We start from the raw sequence: 21,350 nt of genomic DNA, 5'->3' as shown, positions 1-21,350 counted from the left end.
CGCTTCGTGATGGAGGACGGCATGCTCGACAAGGTTTCCCTGGGAAAAGTATCGGCCACGCCGGCGGCCCGGTCATTTCTGGCCGAAATCATCGCCGATCACGGCCCGGTGCTGTTCCACCAGTCGGGCGGTTGCTGCGATGGATCCTCACCGATGTGCTATCCCCGAAGCGATTTCATCGTCGGCGACAAGGATGTCATGCTCGGCGAAATCGGCGAGACTCCAGTCTACATCAGCGCTTCGCAACATGAGGTGTGGAAGCACACAGATCTCATCATCGATGTGGTAGCGGGCAGGGGCGGCATGTTCTCGCTCGACAATGGACGCGAGAGGCGGTTCCTGACGCGTTCAACTGTTTGTGCGGTGCCAGCGCCCACACGCACGGGGGATTGACCGGGCCGCCCCGCGAGGGCAGAAAACCGCCATGCTCAATCTCCTTCTCGTTGTTCTGGGCGGCGGCATTGGCGCCGGCATCCGCCACCTAGCCAATATGGGCGCGTTGCGGCTCATCGGTCCGAATTTTCCATGGGGCACGATGGCCATCAACATCGTCGGCTCTTTCGCCATGGGCCTGTTCATCGCAGCCCTGTCACGTCGCGGCGGGTCGAACGAGCTTCGGCTGTTCGTCGCCACTGGCATCTTTGGCGGCTTCACCACCTTTTCCGCGTTTTCGCTCGATTTCGCGACATTATGGGAGCGGGGAGCGACGTTGCCGGCATTCGGTTATGCGCTGGCCAGCGTCACTGGCGCGATCTTCGCCCTGTTTTTTGGTCTTTGGCTCGCAAGAAGCCTGCCTTAATGCTATTGCCGCGCCGAGAGCAGGCTCCGTCCTGCTTGGAAAACGGATAAAGCGAGAACCATGGCAGGTGTTGAACAGATCACGGTGGAGGCCGGCGAGGCGGGCATGCGGCTCGATCGCTGGTTCAAGACCCATTTCCCGGGCCTTGGCTTCGGCCATCTGCAGAAGCTGCTGCGCTCCGGCCAGATCCGCGTCGATGGCGGCCGTGTGAAGGCCGACACCCGTGTCGAGCCCGGCCAGATGGTGCGCGTTCCACCGCTCGAGGTCGACAAGAAGGGCGAGAGCGCGCTGACCGGTCATTCCATCCGCAACCAGGGCGATGCCGACGTTCTGGCGAAAATGCTCATCCACGAGGATCCGAAGGTTTTTGTCTTCAACAAACCGGCGGGCCTTGCCGTGCAGGGCGGCTCGGGCGTCACCCGCAATGTCGATGACATGCTTGAGGCGTGGCGCAACCAGAAGGGTGAGAAGCCGCGGCTCGTTCACCGGCTCGACCGCGACACATCGGGCGTGCTGGTCGTCGCGCGCACCCGGCTTGCCGCCATGAAGCTGTCCGAAGCGTTTCGCGCCCGCGAGACCAAGAAGACGTATTGGGCGCTGGTGAAGGGCGTGCCGCCCAAGCGTGAGGACAAGATCTCGACCTGGCTGATCAAGGAGCCGACGCCTGACGGTGACCGGGTTCGCGTCGCCGTGCATGGCGAAAAGGGCGCCGACCATGCCGTCTCCTATTACCGCATCATCGAGCAGGCGGCGCAGACGATGACGTGGCTGGAAATGGAACCCTATACGGGCCGCACCCACCAGCTTCGTGTCCATGCCGCCTACATTGGTTGTCCGATCATCGGTGATCCGAAGTATTTCGAGGCCGACACCAACTGGGATTTCCCCGGCGGCATTCAGAACCGCCTGCATCTCCACGCGCGCCGTATCATAATTCCGCACCCGGACAAGGGCGTCATCGATGTCACCGCGCCGATGCCGCCGCATATGCGCCAGAGCTGGAACCTGATCGGCTTCGACGACGCCAGCGCGGAGGACTGATCTTGAGCGGGGCCACCGACGCGCTGGACCGGCGCGACACGGTCGATATGGCCGCCGCCGCCATCATGGTCGGCCTGACCTTTTCCTGGGGGCTGAACTACGTCGCCGCCAAGATCTCCTACGCCGGCTACGATCCTGTTTTCCTGTCGATTGCCCGGTCGATCATCGGCGGCCTTTGCGTTTTCCTCTGGTGCCGTTGGCGCGGCATAGCGCTGTTCACCCGCGATGGAACGCTGCTTGCCGGCATCGCGGTAGGCGCGCTTTTCGGCATCGAGTTCCTCTGCCTTTATGTTGGCCTGGAGCACACCACCGTCGCCCGCAACACGCTACTGGTCAACACGATGCCTTTCTGGATGCTGATCGGCGGGCACTTCCTGCTCGGCGAGCAGATCACCTTGCACAAGTTCCTCGGTCTGTTGCTGGCCTTTGCCGGCCTTGCCGCGGTCTTCTCCGACAAGCTTGGCGGTAGCGGCGACATATTGTTCGGTGATCTCTTGAGCCTCGGCGCCGGATTTTTGTGGGCCCTGACCAACATCCTCATCAAACGGTCGAAGCTGGTTGAGGCGAGCGCCGAAAAGCTGCTGCTTTATCAACTCGCCGGCGCGGCAATTGTTGGCGTGCTGGTGTTGCCTCTCGCCGGTCCGCCCATTCGCGACCCGTCCGTGTTGCCGACATTGGCCCTGCTTTTCCAGGCGGTCTACATCGTCGCCTTCACCTATGTGCTGTGGTTCTGGCTGCTGCGCCGCTATCCGGCCTCGGGCCTGTCCAGTTTCACCTTCCTGTCACCGGTTTTCGGCGTGCTGTGTGGCGGCATCTTCTTGAATGAGCCGCTGACCATTCGCATTTTTCTGGCACTTGGCCTCATTGCCGCCGGACTGATCATCGTCAACCGGCCGTCGCGCAAGCTGGTGCCGATGTGAGAGAGATTTCTTATGCGTGATATCCTCGACGACCTCGAAGCGGGCAAATATCTTTCCGATCCGGACCCGGTGCGCCGCGCCCAGATCCAGATGAAAGCACATCTGCCGAAGCGCTTTTACAAGACGGCCACCGTCGTGCCGGCGGAAGACGGCTTTGCCGTGCATCTCGACGGCAAGCCGGTACGCACGCCGGGCAAGGCGCTGCTGGCGCTGCCGACAGAGAGAGCGGCAGCGCTCGTCGCTGCCGAGTTCGCCGCCCAGGGCGAGACCATCAATCCGGTAACGATGCCAGTGATGCGCCTCGTAAACACCGCCATCGACGGCGTCGCCAGCGACCCGCAGGCGGTGCTGGAAGACATTCTGCGCTTCGCTTCCGCCGACTTGCTCTGCTACCGCGCCGATGCGCCGCAAGGGCTGGTCGAGCGGCAGAACCAGCACTGGGATCCGGTGATCGACTGGGCGAGGGCGACACTCGGGGCTCGTTTCAACCTCGCCCAAGGCATCATCCATGTCGAGCAGCCGCGCGAGACCATTGCGGTGCTTGGTGTCCATCTCAGCCAGCGTGCCGATCCGCTGCGGCTGGCCGCCATTCATGTCATGACGTCGCTGACCGGCTCGGCGCTGCTGGCGCTGGCTGTCGATTTCGGTGAACTCGACACGGAGGCGGCCTGGTCCGCCGGCCATGTCGACGAGGACTGGCAGATCGAGCAGTGGGGCCAGGACGCGGAGGCCGTCGCGCGCCGCTCCGCCCGCAAGCGCGACATGATGGCCGCCGCCGGTCTGCTCGAAGCGCTCAAGGGCTGACGGTCTCACCGCTCGTTCAAACTCTTCCCGCACTGCACATTAGACCAAAGTCATAATCCCAAAGGCGCTCTGCCGTTGGGGGGCGCTTTCTGTCATTTTTCCGTGATTGCTGTGCTTGAGTCCGTGTTCGGAGGAGAACGCGGATGATGACGGGCAGTATCGAGGACAAGGGTCTCACGGGAGGACATAGCAATGGCAATGGCATCGACCGCCGGCGGAGCAAGCCGCGGCATGACGCGGGAAGAAAAGAAGGTCATCTTCGCTTCCTCGCTCGGCACCGTTTTCGAATGGTATGATTTCTATCTTTACGGCTCGCTTGCCGCCTTCATCGGCGCAACCTTCTTCAGCCAGTATCCGGAAGCAACGCGCAACATCTTCGCCCTGCTGGCCTTCGCCGCGGGCTTCCTGGTGCGTCCGTTCGGCGCGCTGGTGTTCGGTCGCATCGGCGATCTCGTCGGCCGCAAATATACGTTTCTTGTCACCATCCTGATCATGGGCAGTTCGACGTTCCTGGTCGGCCTGCTTCCTGGTTCAGCGACCTGGGGCATTGCTGCTCCGGTCATCCTGGTCGGGCTACGCATGCTCCAGGGTCTGGCGCTTGGCGGTGAATATGGCGGTGCGGCAACCTATGTCGCCGAACACGCCCCAGACGACCGCCGTGGTTTCTACACCTCGTGGATTCAGACAACGGCAACACTCGGCCTGTTCCTGTCGCTGATCATCATCCTCGGCGTTCAGGCGATGTTGAGCAAGGAAGACTTCGCCGCCTGGGGCTGGCGCATTCCGTTCCTCGTCTCGGTCATCCTGCTCGGTATTTCTGTCTGGATTCGCCTGACGCTGAGTGAATCGCCGACCTTCCAGCGCATGAAGGACGAGGGCAAAGGCTCCAAGGCCCCGCTTTCGGAGGCCTTCGGACAGTGGAAGAATGCCAAGATCGCCATCCTGGCCCTCTTCGGCCTGACCGCCGGCCAGGCCGTGGTCTGGTATTCCGGCCAGTTCTATGCGTTGTTCTTCCTGCAGAACGTGCTCAAGGTCGACCTGCAGACGGTCAACATCCTGATTGCCATCGCCTTGGGGATCGGCTCCATCTTCTTCGTCGTATTCGGCTGGCTCTCCGACAAGATCGGCCGCAAGCCGATCATCATGGCGGGGCTGGCTCTGGCGATCTTCACCTACTTCCCGCTGTTCAAGGCATTGACCTGGGCCGCCAATCCGGCATTGGCCGCCGCGCAGCAGAATACGCGTGCGACGGTTACCGTGGCGCCCGGCGACTGCAAATTCCAGTTCAACCCGGTCGGCACGGCGAAGTTCACCACGTCGTGCGACATTGCCACGTCGTTCCTTGCCAAGAGTTCTGTGCCGTATGACATCGTCACCACGGCGGCGCCTGGGACCCCGGCAACGGTGAAGCTCGGCAATGAGACTGTCGAATCCTACGACGCCATCGCCGCCGGCGATCAGGCCAAGGCCAAGGATGCTGCCTTCACCAAGGCAGTCAGCATGGCACTCAAGGATGGTGGCTATCCGCTGAAGCGTGCAGCATCCAAGGTGGCCGACCAGAAGCTCGACGCCTTCGTCGCGGCCAATCCCGAACTGAAACTAGATGCAGCGGCCATCCGCGCCGGTGAGAAGGCAACGGTTCCGCTCGAGCAGGCAGTCAAGGACAAGGTGCTGACGTCCGAGGAAGCCGCCGGCGCCAAGGACGTGACCGTCTACAACATACCCGCGTCGGGGGCCTTCTCGATGTTTGCCGATCCGGCGCAGGTCAACTGGACAAAGATCGTCGCGATCCTGTTCATCCTGATCCTCTACGTGACCATGGTTTACGGGCCGATCGCGGCGATCCTGGTCGAGATGTTCCCGACCCGCATTCGCTACACTGGCATGTCGCTGCCCTACCACATCGGCAATGGATGGTTCGGTGGTCTGCTTCCGGCGACGGTCTTCGCCTTGAGTGCCGCCAGGGGCGATATCTACTTTGGTCTGTGGTATCCGATCGCGGTCGCGGCGATGTCGCTGATCATCGGCGTCATCTTCGTCAGGGATACGCTCGGAACCGACCTGCATACCAAGCAATAGCTGACGGCTCGGTAGGCTAAAGAAAACCCGGCGCGAGCGATCGCGCCGGGTTTTTCAATGCTGGTGGAGACCCGAGGAGGGCAGGGACTAGCTCTGCCGGTCCTGCTTCGTATCCTCGATGGCTGCCTCGTGATACCAGCCGTCGCCGAAATCCGTCTGAACACCGCGCAACGAGGCAAGCTCTGCTGCAAACTTAGCCTTTCCGCTCAAATTTGAGGCAGAGGCGCGCGCTGCCACCGGGAACATCAGAATTTTAGCCGACGGACGCGTGGAAATGATTTCCATTGTCGGGCTCCTTTCTTCTGCCGAACCTTGTCGATTCAACTTGTTCTGAAGATAAGGTCTGCGACCAAATTAGGCAATATGCCTACGAAAAGATCAGTATTTGCCTAATATTTGGGCGAATTGCGACTGTGGTTGATCCGGACGCATTGCTTAGGCGGCTTGCCAACTTCAACCGAACACGACGTCAATTTTGCCGCACCTTTCGGGGCGAGAGTGGCACACGAATTGCATTTTAGTGATCCGGCAGGTCGGCTGCTGGGTGGTTCCCACAAATCGGCGCCACCCAGGGTTTGGTGATCAAGCAACGAGAGGCTAAAATGACGAAATACAAGCTCGAGTACATTTGGCTCGATGGATACACCCCGGTCCCCAACCTTCGCGGAAAGACGCAGATCAAGGAGTTCGCTGAATTCCCGACGCTCGAGCAGCTTCCGTTGTGGGGCTTTGACGGTTCTTCGACGCAACAGGCAGAGGGGCACAGCTCCGACTGCGTGTTGAAGCCGGTCGCTGTCTATCCGGATCCGGCGCGCACAAACGGCGTGCTCGTCATGTGCGAAGTGATGATGCCCGATGGCGTCACGCCGCATGCCTCCAACAAGCGCGCCACCATCCTCGATGACGAGGGCGCCTGGTTCGGCTTCGAGCAGGAATACTTCTTCTACAAGGACGGCCGCCCGCTCGGCTTCCCCGAAAGCGGCTATCCCGCACCGCAGGGCCCCTACTACACCGGCGTCGGCTATTCGAATGTCGGTTCTGTTGCCCGTCAGATCGTCGAGGAGCATCTCGATCTCTGCCTTGCCGCAGGCATCAACCACGAAGGCATCAACGCCGAAGTGGCAAAGGGCCAGTGGGAATTCCAGATTTTCGGCAAGGGTTCCAAGAAGGCCGCCGACCAGATGTGGATGGCCCGCTACCTGTTGCAGCGCCTGACCGAGAAATACGGAATCGATATCGAATACCACTGCAAGCCGCTCGGCGACACCGACTGGAACGGATCGGGCATGCACGCCAACTTCTCGACCGCCTATATGCGCGAAGTGGGTGGCAAGGCGTATTTCGAAGCGCTGATGGCGGCCTTCGACAAGAACCTGATGGATCACATCGCCGTCTACGGACCGGACAACGACAAGCGTTTGACCGGCAAGCATGAGACCGCGCCGTGGAACAGGTTCAGCTATGGCATCGCCGATCGCGGTGCTTCGATCCGCGTGCCGCATTCCTTCATCAAAAACGACTACAAGGGGTATCTGGAGGACCGCCGTCCGAACTCGCAGGGCGACCCCTACCAGATCGCCTCGCAGATCCTGAAGACGATTGCTTCGGTGGCGGCGAGCGCCGAGGTCTCGGCCGCCGCCTAAGCGTCGCGTTGGTAGAAACAGAAAGCCCCGGCGGTCTCTCGCCGGGGCTTTTTTTGTTCCAGCTGCGTCTCGGTCGCCTGCACCTCCGCGGCGAAGAAGTGTCCATACGCCCCTGGGGAATGAAGTCCATGTGGCCTTAGCTCCGCCCGCCCACCAGGCCCTTCGGGAAGCGGCCGTCGAGCGCGTCGGGATTGGCGGTCGTCCCGCCCGCCGTCCTCCGATGGTCTGCTCTTGCATGGTTTGTGCCGGGGTTCTTTGCTGCCGGTGCGCGACAGATCGGATCTGGGCAAAAGGACCCAGAAAAAGTCAGACAATTCAGGCGGTCGCAAATCCCGCCAAAGCCCCGGCTGCTGTCATGCCCGTTTCCAGCGGCAGCTTGTCAGAAAGCCCGGAAAACCGCCTTTTCAGGCACTTTTGAGTGGCTGTGACCCGTCCATAAGCGCCTGTTCGGGCTGTTAAATCGGCTATCACCAGCCTGATTGGCGGCGTTGACAGATCGCAGTGCAGCATGCGTATTCACAGGCCTTGGGGTTACGTCACGCGATGCTGTTCGGACGGGCGGGGGGCTTGAACGGCGGCATTGGCGGGGGCGCCGGACGAGCGGTCACTGTAGCCTGAGGCAGTGCGCCGCTCGCTCCAGGCTTCATTTCCGTAATCGACACCATCCCAAATCATCGATCGAACATTGCTGGGCCATGCACCTGTCCTTGGACTGACGTGCATTGCCTCCAATGGAGCACAGGCTCATCAGCCCAAGCATGCGTGCGATCATCGAAACGCGTGCCTGCCGAATGTCAGCAAAAAGCCCTTGAAGGAGGAAACTCCTTCAAGGGCTTGAGTATTAAATTGAATCTTAGACCGAGTAGTACATGTCGTACTCGACCGGATGCGGCGTCATTTCGAAGCGCATCACTTCGGCCATCTTCAGCTCGATGTAGCTGTCGATCTGGTCGTCGTCGAAGACGCCGCCGGCTTTCAGGAAGCCGCGATCCTTGTCGAGACTCTGCAGCGCTTCACGCAGCGAACCGCAGACGGTCGGGATCTTCTTCAGTTCCTTCGGCGGCAGGTCGTAGAGATCCTTGTCCATCGGCTGACCCGGATGGATCTTGTTCTTGATGCCGTCGAGGCCGGCCATCAGCATGGCGGCGAAAGCGAGGTAGGGGTTCGCGCCCGGATCGGGGAAGCGGACCTCGACGCGCTTGGCTTTCGGCGACGAGCCGAACGGGATGCGGCAGGAGGCCGAGCGGTTGCGCGCCGAATAGGCCAGCAGCACTGGCGCTTCGTAGCCCGGCACCAGGCGCTTGTAGGAGTTGGTCAGCGGGTTGGTGAAGGCGTTGATCGCCTTGGCGTGCTTGATGATGCCGCCGATGTAGAACAGGCAGCTTTCCGAAAGGCCGGCATATTCATTGCCGGCGAAGGTCGGCTTGCCATTCTTCCAGATCGATTGGTGGACGTGCATGCCAGAACCGTTATCGCCGAAGATCGGCTTCGGCATGAAGGTGGCCGTCTTGCCATAGGCGTTGGCGACCTGGTGCACGACATATTTGTAGATCAGCATCTTGTCGGCGTTGCGGACCAGCGTGTCGAACTTGATGCCGAGTTCGTGCTGGGCGGCGGCCACTTCGTGGTGGTGCTTTTCGACGCGCACGCCCATTTCGGCGAGCACGGTCAGCATCTCGGAACGCATGTCCTGCGCGGAATCGATCGGCGGCACCGGGAAATAACCGCCCTTGACGCGCGGACGATGGCCGAGATTGCCGGTTTCATAGTCGGTGTCGTCGTTCGACGGCAATTCGGTCGAGTCGAGCTTGAAGCCCGTATTGTAGGGATCGGCCTTGTATTTCACATCGTCGAACACGAAGAATTCGGCTTCCGGGCCGACGAAGATCTGGTCGCCGATGCCTTCCGACTTCATGTAGGCCTCGGCCTTCTTGGCCGTGCCGCGCGGATCGCGGTTGTAGGATTCGCCCGAAACAGGGTCGAGGATGTCGCACAGGATGACCATGGTCGACTGCGCGAAGAACGGGTCCATGTGGACCGTTTCCGGGTCGGGCATCAGCACCATGTCGGACTCGTTGATGGCCTTCCAGCCGGCAATCGAAGAGCCGTCGAACATCACGCCGTCGGCGAACATGTCTTCTTCGACCTCGATGACATCCATCGTCACGTGTTGCAGCTTGCCCTTCGGATCGGTGAAGCGCAGGTCGACGAATTTCACGTCGTTGTCCTTGATCTGCTTCATGATGTCTTTGGCTGTCGTCATGTCATTTATCCCTGTGTGATGACGTTTTTTGATGATGACGTTTCGAAGGATGGCGAGGTCGGCTCAGACCGCGTCCATGCCTGTTTCGCCGGTGCGGATTCGCACGACTTCCTCGATGTTGGAGACAAAGATCTTGCCGTCGCCGATACGGCCGGTCTGGGCCGCCTTGCGGATGGCTTCGATCGCGCCTTCGACGGCGTCGTCGCCAAGTACCACCTCGATCTTAACCTTGGGCAGGAAATCGACGACGTACTCGGCGCCGCGATAGAGTTCGGTGTGGCCCTTCTGGCGGCCAAAACCCTTGGCCTCGGTAACGGTGATGCCTTGCAGTCCGGCCTCCTGAAGGGCTTCCTTCACTTCATCCAGCTTGAATGGCTTGATGATCGCTTCGATCTTTTTCATGTAAAAAGTGGCCTCCACTGCCAAAAAGACGGGTTGTGAGCCCCCGCTTGCGCCTCCATCAAGCACGAACTGTGCCAATTGGATGGATTCGAAGGGGTCTCATACGATTTCAAAGCCGAGCCGCGCGCGGATGCAAATTCGCGTCATTCGCTGCATCGGATACGGCGTGGGCTGCTGGAGCCTACACAGCGCCAGCGCTTGCGTCCGCATAATAGTTAGGCATATCGCCCATTTGGTGGGCAGTTTTGCGCCTGCCACGTCCCGTCCCGACGATATGGCCGCAGATCGCGACAACTCCTCTTTGCTTCGGATCGAAAACCGGACAATGCTTGATCGAATGCGGATCGGCAATCCATGAGCAACGAACTTCTTTCTTCCGCCGAGATGGGCGAGGCCGACCGGTTGACGATTTCCGACGGCCCGACCGACGGTATCGGATTGATGCGCCGGGCCGGCGAAGCGGTCGCGGCCGAGGTCCTCAAGCGCTATCCGGCGGCGACGCACGTCCATGTGCTTTGCGGCCCCGGCAACAATGGCGGCGATGGCTACGTCGTCGCCCGCCTCCTGGCCAGAAGTGGCCTCGGCATAACCATCTGGGCATCCGGAGCGCCGCGGCCGCAAAGCGATGCGGCGCTCGCTGCCGCCGAATGTCCGATCAAGTCTTGGCCGCTGTCTGGATTTGATCCCGAGGCCGGCTCGATCGTGGTCGACGCGCTTTATGGGGCAGGCCTGTCCAAGCCCTTGTCCGGCGATGCCGCCGGGGCGGTCGACATCGCTACCGATCTGCATTTGCCGGTCGTCGCGGTCGACCTTCCTTCCGGTGTCTCCGGTGACAGCGGCAAAGTGCTCGGCAAGGCATTTTTCGCCGACACCACCGTGACCTTCGCGCGAAAGAAGCCCGGCCATCTGCTCTTGCCGGGCCGCGAACGATGCGGCGAGATCGTGCTCGCCGATATTGGCATCGGCGACGGCATCATCGCGCGGCTCCAGCCCCGGACGTTCGAGAACACGCCGGCGCTTTGGCTGGACCATTTTCCGCTGCCAGCCGTCGACGCGCACAAATACAAGCGTGGCCACGCCGGCGTCTTTTCCGGCGGCCCTAGCGCGACGGGCGCGGCGCGGTTGTCGGCATTGGCCGCGGCCCGAAGCGGGGCAGGGGCGGTGACCGTGCTTTCGCCTGACAGCGCCATTGAAGCGAATGCCGCGCATCTGACCTCGATCATGCTGCGCAAGACCGACGACATCGCGGACATCGAGGCGTTTGTCGGCGAACGCCGGCCGTCGGCCTTTGTTCTCGGGCCCGGCTTTGGTGTCGGTGAGAGAACGCGGACCTTCGCACTCACGTTGCTGGCCGGTCAACCGAGGGACGCCTCCACCAGGATCGACGGGCTGGTCCTCGACGCCGACGCGATCACCTCGTTTCGCGAAGCACCGGACGCTTTGTTCGAAGCCGCTCGCCAACCGAACGCGCCGGCCTTGGTGATGACGCCGCATGAAGGGGAGTTCGCCGGGCTGTTTCCCGACATCGCTGGCAACGATGCCTCGTCCAAGCTGGACAAGGCGCGCGCGGCGGCCAAGCGTGCCAATGCCGTCATCGTCTACAAGGGCGCCGACACGGTGATCGCTGCCGCCGATGGCCGGGCGGCGATCAATTCCAATGGAGCGCCCTGGCTTGCCACCGCCGGATCGGGTGACGTGCTGTGCGGCATCACCGCTGGCCTGTTGGCGCAAGGCATGCCAGCCTTCGAAGCGGCCTGCGCCGCGGTCTGGATCCATGCCGAAGCCGGGGCCCGGTTTGGACCAGGTCTGATCGCCGAGGATCTGCCGCTGGCGCTGGTGCCGGTGTTGCGCGAACTGGTCGCTGCCCGAGGCAGGCGCTGATCAACGGCGCTTGCGCAATGCCGGCGACATTCAGCTTACAGCGGGATGTTGTCGTGCTTCTTCCAGGGGTTCTGCATGTCCTTGTTGCGCAGCATCCTGAGCGCCCGCGCGATACGGCGGCGGGTCGAGTGTGGCATGATCACCTCATCGATATAGCCGCGCTCGGCGGCGACGAAGGGCGACAGGAAGCGATCCTCGTAAGTCTTTGTATGGGCTGCGATCTTTTCAGCATCACCGATGTCCTTGCGGTAGATGATCTCGACCGCGCCCCGGGCGCCCATCACCGCGATCTGCGCCGTCGGCCAGGCATAGTTCATGTCGCCGCGCAGATGTTTTGACGCCATCACGTCATAGGCGCCGCCATAGGCCTTGCGGGTGATGACGGTGATCTTCGGCACGGTTGCCTCGGCATAGGCGAACAGGAGTTTCGCACCGTGCTTGATCAGCCCGCCATATTCCTGCGCCGTGCCGGGCAGGAAGCCCGGAACATCGACGAAGGTGACGATCGGGATCGAGAAGCAGTCGCAGAAGCGCACGAAGCGTGCCGCCTTGCGGCTGGCGTCCGAATCGAGCACGCCCGCCAGCACCATCGGCTGGTTGGCGACGAAACCGACCGTGCGACCCTCGACCCGCCCGAAGCCGGTGACGATGTTCTTGGCGAAATTCTGCTGGATCTCGAAGAAGTCGCCCTCATCGGCAACCTTCAGGATCAGTTCCTTGATGTCGTAGGGCTTGTTGGCGTTGTCGGGAATCAGCCGGTCGAGTGACAGATCGTGGTCGGTGACCGATTGATAGCATTCGATCTCGGGAAGCTCTGACGTGTTGGAGGCGGGCAGCAGGTCGACCAGCCGGCGCATCTGCAGGAGCGCCTCGACGTCATTGTCATAGGCGCCGTCGGCGATCGAGGATTTCGTCGTGTGGACGGAGGCGCCGCCGAGGCTCTCGGCGGTGACCGTCTCGTTGGTGACGGTCTTCACCACGTCCGGTCCGGTGACGAACATGTAGGAGGTGTCGCGCACCATGAAGATGAAGTCGGTCATGGCCGGCGAATAGACGTCGCCGCCGGCACAAGGGCCCATGATCACCGAAATCTGCGGAATGACGCCGGAGGCGAGCACATTGCGTTGAAAGATCTCGGCATAGCCGCCGAGCGCCGCCACGCCTTCCTGGATCCGGGCCCCGCCGGCGTCGTAAAGGCCGATGATCGGTGCGCGGTTGCGCAGTGCCATCTCCTGCACCTTGATGACCTTCTCGGCATGGGCTTCCGACAACGAACCGCCGAACACGGTGAAATCCTTGGCGAAGACGTAGACCGGACGACCATTGACCGTGCCCCAGCCGGTGACGACGCCATCGCCGGCGATCTTCGTCTTCTCCATGCCGAAATCGGTCGAACGATGCTCGACATACATATCGAACTCCTCGAACGAGCCCTCGTCGAGAAAGACCTCGATGCGTTCACGCGCGGTGAGCTTGCCCTTCTTGTGCTGGGCGTCGATGCGGGACTGGCCGCCGCCCATGCGGGCAATGTCGCGACGGCGTTCGAGTTCCTTGAGTACATCTTTCATGGCCGATCTCCCGCGCAGGCTGCATTTCGTGGTAATGATGCTCGCTGGCGAGTGCAAGCATCCCCTTAATCATGGTTTTGTTGCGCTGCAGCATGGCGCCCCTTGCATTTGGCGGCGAACTGGGCCATATGCGGCGGCATAGGCGCTTGGGCCGGGACTATCCGGCCTTCTCGAAGAATGAGACTGGTTGCGTCTGTTTTCCCTCTTTCCGGTTGATCGGCAAGGTGGCGAAAAAGCCCCGTGGCATGATGCCTGCGGGCACGACAGCGCAGCCGCGCGGACGAAATCGTCCGCCGCCTTGTCGTTCCATGACAATGTTATCCGACGGTAGGTTGCGCCCTGCCGCCATTGATGTTTGCGGCCAGAGGCCGCGTGAAAGAAGATTATTTTGACCAACGAAAACACTTTGCCCGGTAAGGACTCTGGGGAACTTTCCGGTTTCGCAGCACTGGGAATTACGGGTGCGCTGCTCAAGGCCACCCACGCCGCCGGTTTCACCGAGCCCAAGCCGATCCAGGCGCAGGCAATTCCGCCGCAGATGGAAGGCCGTGACATTTTCGGCATTGCGCAGACCGGCTCCGGCAAGACCGCGGCCTTCGCACTGCCGATCCTGTCGAAGATCATCGCGCTCGGCACCAAGCGGCGCGCCAAGACGACCCGCGCGCTGATTCTGGCGCCGACGCGCGAACTCGCCGTGCAGATCGAGGACACCATCAAGATCCTCGCCAAGGGCGCGCATGTCTCGACCGCGCTCGTGCTGGGTGGCGTCTCGCGCTTCAGCCAGGTGAAGAAGGTAGCCCCCGGCGTCGACATCCTTATTGCCACGCCCGGCCGGTTGACCGACCTGGTGCGCGAAGGCGACCTCATTCTCTCCGACACCAAATGGCTGGTGCTGGACGAGGGCGACCGCATGCTCGACATGGGCTTCATCAACGACGTCAAGCGCATCGCCAAGGCGACCGCGCCTGATCGCCAGACGGCGCTGTTCTCGGCCACCATGCCGGATGAGATCGCCGAGCTGGCCAAGGGCCTGCTGAAGAATCCGGTTCGCATCGAAGTCTCGCCGCATAGCACCGCGGCGGTCGAAATCGTGCAGGGCGTCGTCTTCGCCCGCACCAAGCAGAAGCGTCAGGTGCTCTCGACGATGCTCGCCGACGAAGCGATGAAGTCCGTCATCATTTTTTCGCGCACCAAGCATGGCGCCGACCGGGTGACCAAGGATCTCGAGCGCGACGGGTTCAAGGCCGCCGTCATTCACGGCAACAAGTCGCAGAATGCCCGTCAGAAGGCGCTGAACGATTTCCGTGAAGGTTCGGTACGCATTCTGGTCGCGACCGACATCGCGGCGCGCGGCATCGACGTGCCCGGCATCAGCCATGTCGTGAATTTCGACCTGCCGGACGAAGCGGAAAGCTACGTCCACCGCATCGGTCGCACTGGCCGCAACGGCATGGACGGCATCGCCATCACACTTTGCGATCCTTCCGAAAACAGCAAGCTGCGCCAGGTCGAGCGCATCATCCGCACCAAGCTGCCGATCGTTGCCGACCATCTCGGCAGCCCCGATCCGCAGCGCAATCCGGCCGAGAAGAACGAGCGCTTCGAGCCCGCCAATGACCGTAATGGCCGTCGCGACGGCCGCCGGCCGAGCGGTGAGAAGAAGCGCTTCGGCGAAAAGCCGGCTTTTGCTGGCGAGCGCAAGCCGGAAGGCGCCAAGCCCTTCAAGGGCAACAACAAGCGCCGCTTCGGCGGCAAGCGGCCCGCGGCGCGGGCTGCGTAAGCCAGATCGCGTTGTAGTCAGCCAAGCCTCGGGCTGGCTGATTGCCCGTGACTGATACAGAAAAGGGCGGCTGAAGCGATGCTTCGGCCGCCCTTTTCGTCCGCGCCTTACTTCACCACCGCTTCGATCCAGACACCAATCCTCTGCGCGAGGAAGGCCGTGGTCGACGGTGACAGCGCGTCGCCGGCGATGACATGGTTGTCCGGGTCGCCGGTGTCGTCGACCGGCACCAGTTCGTGCGCACCACCCCAGCGCCCGGCGATTTCGCGGGTGCGGTCGGGCCGCACTACTCTGTCCGAATCCGAAAAGATGAACAGGGCAGGGATGGTCGCCTTCTCCACCGGCGCGCCATAGGCAAGTTCGGTCAGCGCCTGCATCGGCAAGGTCGCTTCGATCGGGTAGCGGTAGGTCCAGAATTTCTCATGCAGCGCGTTGCGCGGCACGAAGCTGCGTTCCTTGCCAGCGACGAGTTTGGCGATCTGCTTGCCCCACGGCATGGTCAGGATTTCGGCGCCGGATGCCTTGACGCCGAAGTTCGGCGAGATGAACGCAATTGCCGCCACCCCGTCCGACGCGCCCGGCTGTGTTGCCGCCCATGCCGCCAGCGAGCCGCCGGTCGAGGTCGAGATGACGATCACCTTGTCGCCGATCGCCCGGCCGATGGCGAGCGCCTCCTCATAGTCGTTGATCCAGGCATTGACGCTGCCTTGCGTCATCGCCGCGCCATCCTGCCCGTGACCGGTAAGGCGGGTGTAGAAGAGGTTGGCGTCGAGCTGGTCGGCCACATCGTCAGGCAGCGGCCGGATCTCGCCCTTCGATGCGGAAAAGCCGTGGATATAGACGATCGACAGCGGCGTCCTGGCATGAACCATAGGATTTGCCCAGACGATCTCCTTGTCCAGCCCATCGCGGATTCCGGGCACGGCGGCTTCCACTCGCGCCACATAGCCCTGCGGATCGTCGCCGATGACCGAAGGATCGAAATGGATCGTGGTGTCGACAGCTACACGCGGGCCGAGCCCGAAGGCCAGTGCGAGGACGGCGACAAGGACCAGCACAGCAAGCACAACCCGTCGCCCCATCGCGGACTCCACACTACAATTCTCAACCTATGGCCGCGGCCAGAAACAGGCAACGGCCGGCAGGGAGCCGACACTTTTCGACGGCGTTCTATTCGATTGGCGGCTTGCGGTCGTAGTGCAGCGGGCGCGCCTTCCAGTTGGTCATCAGGCTGATTACCCCTCTGTACAGCGGCCTCGGCAGCAGACTGAGGAGTTTCAGGGGCCAGCTTGTCCGGCGCGGGAAGGTGACTTCAAAGCCGCCGGACTTGATGCCCCGCGCCATGCGGCGCGACGCCCGGCTGACCGGCATCAGCCCCGGCATCGGCAGCATGTTCTTCTCGGTCAGCGGCGTGTCGATGAAGCCCGGATTGATCACCTGGATGCGCACATTCATCTTGTCGAAATCATACTTCAGCGATTCCGCCAGGATGTTGATCGCCGCCTTGGTGCCGCCATAGGCGGCCGTGGTCGGCCAGCCGAAATAGGCGGTGACCGAACCGACCAGCACGACATGTCCGCGTGCCCTGACACGCATGCGCTCGATGAGCGGCACCAGGCCGTTGACGATGCCGAAATAGTTGACCTCGAAGGACCGGCGAAAGTCATTGACGACAAGAGCCTCACCCGGTGTCGATATGTAGTTTCCGGCATTGAAGACGGCGAGCACGATGGGCCCGAGTTCCTTCTCGATCGCGGCGACGGTTCTGGCCATGCGCGGCTCGTCGGTGACATCGCAGGGAAAAGCCGTGACACTGCCCGGCATCTGTGCGGTCTCGACGACGAGCGTGTCGATCGGATCGTCGTCGAGTGCCGTCACCGCGACGGCATAGCCCTGGGACGCAAGATCCCTGGCCAGCGAGCGACCGATACCGCTGCTTCCGCCCGTGATCCAGGCGACGCCGTGCTTCGGGTTGGCCCGGTAGAGTGTCATGCTGCGCCCTGTCGACTTGTTCCTGCTTTGCTCTAGCGATGAAGAAATCGAATGAAAAGCTGCTTTTCAACGCCAGGCGGAAATGAACAGTGGGGCACGAGGTCGGTCCCGGGAAACGTTGTTGCAACAACAGCACCGCAAATGCGACTGGACCAGACAAATTCTTGCCTTGAAACCGAAGCTTCGGGTTTCTAGGGTTTCGGCGCACCGCACAAAGGAATCCTGAATGCCCCGTTCTGTGATCGACGTGATCGGCAACACGCCTCTGATCCGCCTCAACAAAGCTTCCGAAGAGACCGGCTGCGAGATCCTTGGCAAGGCCGAATTCATGAATCCGGGCCAGTCGGTCAAGGATCGCGCCGGTCTGTTCATCATCCGCGATGCCGAACAGCGCGGGTTGCTGAAGCCCGGCGGCGTCATCGTCGAGGGGACCGCCGGCAATACCGGTATCGGGCTGACGCTGGTCGCCAAGGCGCTCGGCTACCGCACCGTCATCGTCATTCCGGACACGCAGAGCCAGGAGAAGAAGGATACGATCAGGCTGCTCGGCGCCGAGCTGATCGAAGTGCCTGCCGTTCCTTACAAGAATCCCAACAACTACGTGAAACTGTCGGGCCGGCTCGCCGAGCAGATGGCGAGGACGGAACCGAACGGCGCCATCTGGGCCAACCAGTTCGACAATGTCGCCAACCGTGACGGCCATATCCGGACCACGGCGCAGGAAATCTGGAGCCAGACCGGAGGCAAGATCGACGGTTTTGTCTCGGCTGTCGGTTCGGGTGGGACGCTCGCCGGCGTCGCCTTAGGGCTGAAGGCAAAGAGCAAGGACGTCAAGATCGCACTCGCCGATCCGCTGGGCGCCTCGCTCTACAGTTTCTACACCAGCGGTGAGCTGAAGTCCGAGGGCAGCTCGATCACCGAAGGCATCGGGCAGGGGCGTATCACCGCCAATCTCGAAGGATTCACGCCTGACTTCTCCTTCCAGATCCAGGACGAGGAGGCGCTGCCGATCGTCTTCGACCTGATCCAGGAGGAAGGTCTTTGCGTCGGCGGCTCGACCGGCATCAACATAGCCGGTGCGATTCGGCTGGCCAGGGAATTGGGCCCCGGCCACACCATCGTGACCATTCTTTGCGACTACGGCACGCGCTACCAGTCGAAGCTGTTCAACCCGGAATTCCTGCGCGAAAAGAAGCTGCCGGTTCCTGGCTGGATGGAGCTGAAGAGCAGTATTTCGGTGCCATTCGAAAAGGTCGCGTGATGGCGTACAAGACGGAAGCGCTGTTTCGCGACGACGCCTATCTGAGGACGGCCGACGCCACCGTCGTCGCCGTCAACGATCGTGGCGGCATCATTCTCGACCGGACGATCTTCTACGCCACCTCGGGCGGCCAGCCGGGCGATACCGGGCATCTCGAACGCGCCGATGGCAGCCGCGTCGCCATTGCCGCCACCATATCCGGTGAGACCAAGGACGAGATCATCCACGTGCCGGCGCCGGACCATGCCGGGCCGGAGGTCGGCGAGAAGGTGAGCCTGGCGATCGACTGGGAGCGGCGGCATCTTTTGATGCGCATGCACGCGGCATGTCACCTGCTCACGGTCGTCTGCCCATTCCCGATCACGGGCGCTTCCGTTTCCGAGGACGACAGCCGCGTCGATTTCGACATTCCCGATGCCAGCTTCAGCAAGGAGGAGGTGACGGCGAGCCTGATGGACCTGGTGCGCGCCGACCACCCGATCTTCACCAGGCTGATCAGCGATGAGGACCTGGCTGCCAACCCAGGCCTGGTGAAGTCCAAGAATGTCCGGCCGCCGGTCGGTACCGGCAGGATCCGCCTTGTCTGCATCGGCGAGAACGCCTCGGTGGACAGCCAGCCTTGCGGCGGCACACATGTCAAAAGCACCGGCGAAGTCGGCGAAATCCACATCGGCAAGATCGAGAAGAAGGGTCGCGAGAACCGGCGCTTCCGCATCCGCTTTGGCCCGATGCCGGCGGCCTGATACAAACGCTTTTGCCGAGAGTAGAGAGAACAAGAATGGCCGAGGATAGCCCCTTCACTGTCGACGCGGACTGGCTGCGGACGCGCCTTGGCCAGCCTGGGCTGGTGATCATCGATGCGTCCTGGTATCTGCCTGCGCAAAAACGCGATGCGCGCGCCGAATACGAGGCGGCGCACATTCCGGGCGCTCGGTTCCTGGATCAGGATGCGGTTTCCGATCCCGATTCTGCTCTGCCGCACACATTGCCGTCGCCGCAGCATTTTGCACAGTATGTCGGTGCGATGGGGGTTTCGGCCGACGATACCATCGTCGTCTATGATGGCCCGGGCTTCTTCTCCGCGCCCAGGGCGTGGTGGATGTTCCGCGTGATGGGTGTTTTCCAGACCTATATTCTGGACGGCGGCTTCGATGGCTGGAAGGCGGCCGGCTGGCCGGTAACGGCCGAGCCCACAAAGATCGCGCCATGCGTATTCCATGCCGATTTCGACGCGGGTCGCGTCGCCAGCCTCGCCGACATGCGCCGGATCGTCGACACCAGGGAAAGCCAGATCGCCGATGCCCGTGGACCGGGCCGCTTTGCCGGCACCGAGCCCGAGCCCCGCGCCGGCGTCCGTTCCGGCCATATGCCGGGCGCGCGCAATCTGCCCTATTCGGCGCTGTCTGAAAACGGCGTGCTGTTGTCGAAGGACCGCCTGCGCAAGGTGATCGAGGAGGCCGGCATCGACCTGTCGAAGCCCGTCGTCACGTCTTGCGGCTCCGGTGTCACTGCCGCGGTGGTCACACTGGCGCTGGAAACGCTTGGCCATACCGACAACAGGCTTTACGACGGCTCATGGACGGAGTGGGGCGGGCTCTCCGACACGCCTGTTGTGACCGGCAAGGAATGACGACGATGGACAACGGCGTGCTGGAAGACATCGAAGTCACCGTGACATTTCTCGAGATGCACGTGCCGCCGGCCTATTCGCCGCCTGTGCCCTACAACCGTCAGATCGCACTGCTGAAGACCAAGGACATTCCCTTGCATTTCTACCGCTACCTGATGGACCGGGTGGGGCGCAAATGGCACTGGGTCAATGTATTGAGGCTGGATGACGACGAGCTTGCAGCCGGCATCCACCGCGAGGATCGCGATATCAGGGTGCTCTATCTCGATGGCGCGCCGGCCGGCTTCTTCGACCTCAAGCCACATTTGCCGGAAGAGGTGGAACTCGCTTATTTCGGCATGATGGAACATGCGACCGGACAAGGCATCGGCCGCTGGTTCCTCGGCGCTGCGATTGCCGCCGCATGGTCGTACGGACCGAAGCGGGTGGCGGTACAGACCTGCACACTCGATCATCCGGCGGCCCTGCCGCTCTACCAGAAGCTCGGCTTTGCGCCGGTGGCGCAGAAGAAGGAGATCGTGCATCCGCTGCCTTTCGCCGAGCGTTCGGCCAGCGTCATGCGGCCGTGATATTGATTAGCCGGCTTCGACATTGATGGCACCGCTGATCCATCGAGAGATCGATCAGCACAGGCTGCCAATGCCATCGGCGCTTCGATACTTGGCAGGAATCGGGTGGGAAGCATCGGCCTTGGCGCATAATTTCTGGTCAGCGACATCGGAGATTTTTCACCATGACCATCCAGTTCAAAGCCCTGCCGACCCAAGATGTCAGGGCCCTGCAGTTTGGCGGCCCGGATGCCTACGGCCACACGCCCGAGCGACAGATTTCCGACGGTGACGGCATGCCTTGCCGGCACTGCCTGAAGAACATCGCCGCTGGCGACGCCTATCTCGTTTTGGCCTACCGGCCATTTCCGGACCCTCAGCCCTATGCCGAAACCGGGCCGATCTTCCTGCATGCCGAAGAATGCGAACGCGCCGCCGAGAGCGAGGTTTTGCCCGAGATTCTCGAAAGTCCCGACTACATCGTGCGCGGCTATGGCAGGGACGACCGCATCGTCTACGGCAGCGGCGGTGTCATCCCGACCGGAGCAATTGCCGCGCGAGCCGAGACCTTGTTCGAACGCGACGATATCGCCTACGTCCATGTCCGCTCGGCGCGCAACAATTGCTACCAGTGCCGTATCGAGCGCGCGTGAGGCGAAGACAGCGGCTGGGTGCGGCTGTCTTACTCCCGTCGCATAGTCGCGATATAAAGCGATTGTCGATCGATTTGCCGACCGCG

At 62.0% G+C, this 21,350-nt stretch carries 20 protein-coding genes; 14 read left to right on the top strand and 6 right to left on the bottom strand.

The annotated features are described in order from the left end of the window. Positions 1–21: 21 nt before the first annotated feature. The 6 genes from AC56QQ_RS19130 (at position 22) to AC56QQ_RS19105 (ending at position 5,643) form a co-directional block, all read left to right on the top strand. Complete coding sequence (locus AC56QQ_RS19130) at positions 22–393, top strand: DUF779 domain-containing protein (protein ID WP_091584811.1); 372 nt, start codon at positions 22–24, stop codon at positions 391–393. Between the two features lie 31 nt (positions 394–424). Continuing rightward, positions 425–799 carry a fluoride efflux transporter CrcB gene (gene crcB / locus AC56QQ_RS19125; RefSeq protein ID WP_497123026.1) on the top strand — a complete coding sequence of 125 codons (375 nt, stop codon included), beginning with the start codon at positions 425–427 and terminating at the stop codon, positions 797–799. 60 nt (positions 800–859) lie between these two features. After that, the gene (locus AC56QQ_RS19120; protein WP_489861239.1) at positions 860–1,840 is read left to right on the top strand and encodes an RluA family pseudouridine synthase; all 981 of its coding nucleotides are present in this window, start codon (positions 860–862) and stop codon (positions 1,838–1,840) included. A 47-nt stretch (positions 1,841–1,887) separates the two neighbouring features. Next, positions 1,888–2,760, top strand: a complete 873-nt coding sequence (locus AC56QQ_RS19115; RefSeq protein WP_497129054.1) for a DMT family transporter — start codon at positions 1,888–1,890, stop codon at positions 2,758–2,760. A gap of 12 nt (positions 2,761–2,772) precedes the next feature. Beyond that, a complete protein-coding gene (locus AC56QQ_RS19110; protein ID WP_497123025.1) occupies positions 2,773–3,564 on the top strand; it encodes an ATP12 family chaperone protein in 792 nt (263 codons plus the stop codon). A 192-nt stretch (positions 3,565–3,756) separates the two neighbouring features. Next, positions 3,757–5,643, top strand: a complete 1,887-nt coding sequence (locus AC56QQ_RS19105; protein ID WP_489861241.1) for an MFS transporter — start codon at positions 3,757–3,759, stop codon at positions 5,641–5,643. A gap of 87 nt (positions 5,644–5,730) precedes the next feature. On the opposite strand, the gene AC56QQ_RS19100 is transcribed toward AC56QQ_RS19105, so the two are convergent. Next, the gene (locus AC56QQ_RS19100; protein WP_497123024.1) at positions 5,731–5,928 is read right to left on the bottom strand and encodes a DUF2735 domain-containing protein; all 198 of its coding nucleotides are present in this window, start codon (positions 5,926–5,928) and stop codon (positions 5,731–5,733) included. A 317-nt stretch (positions 5,929–6,245) separates the two neighbouring features. Between AC56QQ_RS19100 and AC56QQ_RS19095 the strand changes: the two genes are divergently transcribed. Next, positions 6,246–7,286 carry a glutamine synthetase beta-grasp domain-containing protein gene (locus AC56QQ_RS19095; protein ID WP_497123023.1) on the top strand — a complete coding sequence of 347 codons (1,041 nt, stop codon included), beginning with the start codon at positions 6,246–6,248 and terminating at the stop codon, positions 7,284–7,286. An 853-nt stretch (positions 7,287–8,139) separates the two neighbouring features. Here AC56QQ_RS19095 and glnA read toward each other — a convergent pair. Further along, positions 8,140–9,549, bottom strand: coding sequence for a type I glutamate--ammonia ligase (glnA, locus tag AC56QQ_RS19090; protein ID WP_269905938.1), 1,410 nt, complete (start codon positions 9,547–9,549; stop codon positions 8,140–8,142). A gap of 63 nt (positions 9,550–9,612) precedes the next feature. Beyond that, positions 9,613–9,951, bottom strand: coding sequence for a P-II family nitrogen regulator (locus tag AC56QQ_RS19085; RefSeq protein ID WP_006205430.1), 339 nt, complete (start codon positions 9,949–9,951; stop codon positions 9,613–9,615). Between the two features lie 354 nt (positions 9,952–10,305). Here AC56QQ_RS19085 and AC56QQ_RS19080 point away from each other — a divergent pair, with 354 nt between their 5' ends. Continuing rightward, entirely contained in the window at positions 10,306–11,832 is a 1,527-nt protein-coding gene (locus AC56QQ_RS19080) for an NAD(P)H-hydrate dehydratase (RefSeq protein ID WP_497123022.1), read from the top strand. Between the two features lie 35 nt (positions 11,833–11,867). Here the strand turns inward: AC56QQ_RS19080 and AC56QQ_RS19075 are convergent, their stop codons facing one another. Beyond that, positions 11,868–13,400 (bottom strand): acyl-CoA carboxylase subunit beta, encoded by a 1,533-nt coding sequence (locus AC56QQ_RS19075; RefSeq protein ID WP_497123021.1) that lies wholly within the window; start codon positions 13,398–13,400, stop codon positions 11,868–11,870. A gap of 388 nt (positions 13,401–13,788) precedes the next feature. Between AC56QQ_RS19075 and AC56QQ_RS19070 the strand changes: the two genes are divergently transcribed. After that, positions 13,789–15,180, top strand: a complete 1,392-nt coding sequence (locus AC56QQ_RS19070; RefSeq protein WP_497123020.1) for a DEAD/DEAH box helicase — start codon at positions 13,789–13,791, stop codon at positions 15,178–15,180. Positions 15,181–15,287: 107 nt separating this feature from the next. Here AC56QQ_RS19070 and AC56QQ_RS19065 read toward each other — a convergent pair whose 3' ends face one another. After that, positions 15,288–16,262: an alpha/beta hydrolase gene (locus AC56QQ_RS19065; protein WP_497123019.1), complete on the bottom strand. Its 975-nt coding sequence runs from the start codon at positions 16,260–16,262 to the stop codon at positions 15,288–15,290. 88 nt (positions 16,263–16,350) lie between these two features. Continuing rightward, positions 16,351–17,172 (bottom strand): SDR family oxidoreductase, encoded by an 822-nt coding sequence (locus AC56QQ_RS19060; RefSeq protein ID WP_489861247.1) that lies wholly within the window; start codon positions 17,170–17,172, stop codon positions 16,351–16,353. A 226-nt stretch (positions 17,173–17,398) separates the two neighbouring features. On the opposite strand from AC56QQ_RS19060, the gene AC56QQ_RS19055 reads away from it, so the two are divergent. From AC56QQ_RS19055 to AC56QQ_RS19035, 5 genes are all read left to right on the top strand, one after another. Further along, complete coding sequence (locus tag AC56QQ_RS19055) at positions 17,399–18,433, top strand: cysteine synthase A (protein ID WP_497123018.1); 1,035 nt, start codon at positions 17,399–17,401, stop codon at positions 18,431–18,433. Continuing rightward, positions 18,433–19,176, top strand: a complete 744-nt coding sequence (locus AC56QQ_RS19050; RefSeq protein WP_497123017.1) for an alanyl-tRNA editing protein — start codon at positions 18,433–18,435, stop codon at positions 19,174–19,176. Before AC56QQ_RS19055 ends, AC56QQ_RS19050 begins: the two co-directional genes overlap by 1 nt. Before the next feature lie 35 nt (positions 19,177–19,211). Next, entirely contained in the window at positions 19,212–20,063 is an 852-nt protein-coding gene (gene sseA, locus AC56QQ_RS19045; RefSeq protein WP_497123016.1) for a 3-mercaptopyruvate sulfurtransferase, read from the top strand. A 5-nt stretch (positions 20,064–20,068) separates the two neighbouring features. Next, positions 20,069–20,632, top strand: a complete 564-nt coding sequence (locus tag AC56QQ_RS19040; protein ID WP_256753660.1) for a GNAT family N-acetyltransferase — start codon at positions 20,069–20,071, stop codon at positions 20,630–20,632. A gap of 164 nt (positions 20,633–20,796) precedes the next feature. Continuing rightward, entirely contained in the window at positions 20,797–21,264 is a 468-nt protein-coding gene (locus AC56QQ_RS19035; RefSeq protein WP_497123015.1) for a DUF1203 domain-containing protein, read from the top strand. Positions 21,265–21,350: the final 86 nt, after the last annotated feature.

The sequence above is a fragment of the Mesorhizobium sp. RCAM 05099 genome (assembly GCF_059683685.1).
This window is presented reverse-complemented; position numbering and strand designations above follow the sequence as displayed.